The following is a 2393-nucleotide window of genomic DNA, read 5'->3' as shown; positions in this document are numbered from 1 at the left end:
ATCCTCCGGAGGATCCCAATGGTCGGTGCGGACCTTTGCCTCGGCGATCTGCACGGACTCCTGGCACGGGCGCGTCTCCGCCGGATTGTCGCCGGTGAGCAGGAATCCGGCGGCGACGCACCCGCCGAACCCCAGCAGCGTCGCAGCAGCCGCGCCGAACACAGCCACCAGCAGCCGACTGCGCGTCTTCATGGTCGTGAGGATACGACTTCTCGCCCCCGCCCCTCGTCCAGAGGCCGATCGCATCTGGCTCAACGAACTACCAGTTCACTTCCGTGATCGCTTGACCGGCAACCAGCTGTTGAGCAGAGATTCCAGCCTTGGCATCAGGCGGGGACCGAAGATGCACGTGGCCGAAGGTGCCTTCGGTCATGTCCTCGGTGAGGAAGGCGTAAAAGTCGCCGTCGGGAAACACGTCGGCCGGCCACACCTGCCTCGCCGGCCACAGCGCTGCTGGTTCCACAAGATCGCCAACGTGCTCAACGCGCTGCCCAAGTCCGCCCAGCCCGGCGCGAAGGCGGCGCTTGCCGAGATCTGGAACGCCGAGGACCGCGACCACGCCCAGGCCGCCGCCAGGACGTTCGCCGACACGTACGGAACCAAGTGGCCCAGGGCCGCCGCGAAGATCACCGACGACCTCGACGTGCTGCTCGCGTTCTACGACTACCCGGCCGAGCACTGGATCCACCTGCGCACCACCAACCCGATCGAGTCCACCTTCGCCACGATCCGGCCCCGTCGGCGGGTCACCAAGGGACCCGGCTCCCGCGCTGCCGGCATCGCCTGCCTTCAAGCTCATCGAGTCCGCCCAACGCCGCTGGCGCGCCGTCAACGCACCCCACCTCGTCGCCCTCGTCCGCGCCGGCGCCGACAAAGGCCGCATCGTCGAACGACCCGCCGACCAACCTGACCACGAGTCAGGTGATGACGCTCAAGCCGCGTGAACGCTCAATCTGTGGATGGCTAACGAGATCTGCCCGCTGACGGCCACCGACCTCCCGGCGGTGGTGACCACGTGGCGTGGTTAAAGACAAGGAGAGCCGCGACGCGCCCCAGCCGGCGTGCCGGCGGTCGGCGATGTGATGGAGCCGCTTCGGCCGCGCGTTCTGGGACAGCCGCCGGCTGACCGCGGCTTGAGCAGATCGCCGAATCGGTCGCGTGCTCGGTCTGGTTCGCACCACGCCGGTGTTGAGTAGGTGGGATCGGGGGCCGATGAGAAATGGCGCCGACAGTAGTCTGAGTACGGTGCGGTGAAAACGTGCTGCGCGCATCAAGGGAGAGCAACGGGATGAGACCACTTCGATACTCGATCAACGTCACACTCGACGGCTGCTGCCATCACGAGGCAGGGCTTCCCCCCGACGAGGAGTCGATGCGCTACTGGACCGCGGAGATGGAACGAGCCGATGCCGTGCTATTCGGCCGAGTGACCTACGAGATGATGGAGTCGGCGTGGCGGCAGCCGGCCACGGGCACGTGGCCTGACTGGATGGATGAGTGGGAGATCCCGTTCGCCGAGACCATCGACCGGGCGAAGAAGTACGTCGTGTCGAGCACGCTGAGCGGGGTCGATTGGAATGCCGAGCTGGTGCGAGGTGACTTGGGGCAAGCGGTTCAGCGGCTCAAGCAGGAGCCAGGCGAGGGCCTGTTCGTAGGTGGCGTGGCGCTCCCCCTGGCGTTGGCAGATCTGGGACTGATCGACGAGTACGTGTTCCTTGTGCAGCCGGTCCTTGCCGGACACGGGCCGACGTTGCTCGCCGGTCTGCGCGAGCGCATCCAGCTCGAGCTCGTGGATCGCCATCAGTTCCGGTCGGGGGCGGTCGCCCTGCGATACCGGCCCACGCGAGTAACGGCTTGACGTGATTTGTCCTGGCACGTTGGCCGCTGCCTCGCGACGGAACGACGGTTCTCGCGCCTGATGCGAGGGTCCGGACCGTCCCAAGCCTGCTCCCCACGTGCTTCACGATCCCCTGCCCGCGACCGCGGCGCCACCCGGCGCCTTGGCGCTTCGCCTCGGCACGTCTCCAACCACAGCACCAAGGCTGACGCTCACTCAGCGTGGCCGGTGCGTTGAGACACGGCGCGCACGACCGGCGGCAGATGTGCATCTCCGATCAGCCAGCGAGATCGTTCCCTCCTGGCGTTGTTGCCGAGATCGGGACAACCCCTGAGAGGGTGCCGCAGCCATGCTGTGGCGTGTTGCGGCAGCGGTTGGCCGCCGTAGTAGTTGGTCGATACTGTGCGTCGGTGACCCGTGCACAGCTCACCGCCCAGTTGGTGGTTGACGGTCGCGTTCCGCAGGCATTGGCGCTGTCGCCGGACGGCAAGTGGGTCGCCTACGTGGTCGCCCCGGTCGGGCGGGCTGGTGATCACCCGGTCAGCGAACTCTGGGT

The 2393-nt window shown here is 67.1% G+C and carries 3 protein-coding genes and 1 pseudogene; 2 read left to right on the top strand and 2 right to left on the bottom strand.

Going from position 1 to position 2393, the window contains the following annotated elements; genetic code table 11:
- Nucleotides 1-192: hypothetical protein (locus ABZ570_RS33875; RefSeq protein ID WP_358072263.1), on the bottom strand; the 192-nt coding region annotated here is incomplete at its 3' end.
- A gap of 67 nt (nucleotides 193-259) precedes the next feature.
- On the bottom strand, nucleotides 260-415 hold the full coding sequence (locus ABZ570_RS33870) for a hypothetical protein (RefSeq protein ID WP_358072261.1): 156 nt from the start codon (nucleotides 413-415) through the stop codon (nucleotides 260-262).
- 24 nt (nucleotides 416-439) lie between these two features.
- Here ABZ570_RS33870 and ABZ570_RS33865 point away from each other — a divergent pair.
- Together ABZ570_RS33865 and ABZ570_RS33860 are read left to right on the top strand one after the other, a co-directional pair.
- Nucleotides 440-944: pseudogene (locus tag ABZ570_RS33865) on the top strand (transposase); the annotation flags it as partial.
- A gap of 344 nt (nucleotides 945-1288) precedes the next feature.
- A complete protein-coding gene (locus tag ABZ570_RS33860) occupies nucleotides 1289-1858 on the top strand; it encodes a dihydrofolate reductase family protein (RefSeq protein ID WP_358072259.1) in 570 nt (189 codons plus the stop codon).
- The last annotated feature ends 535 nt before the right edge of the window (nucleotides 1859-2393 follow it).

This window comes from Micromonospora sp. NPDC007271 (genome assembly GCF_040634005.1).
Lineage (GTDB): Bacteria > Actinomycetota > Actinomycetes > Mycobacteriales > Micromonosporaceae > Micromonospora.
Note: the sequence above shows the minus strand (reverse complement) of the source record. Positions and strands in the feature narration are given on the sequence as shown.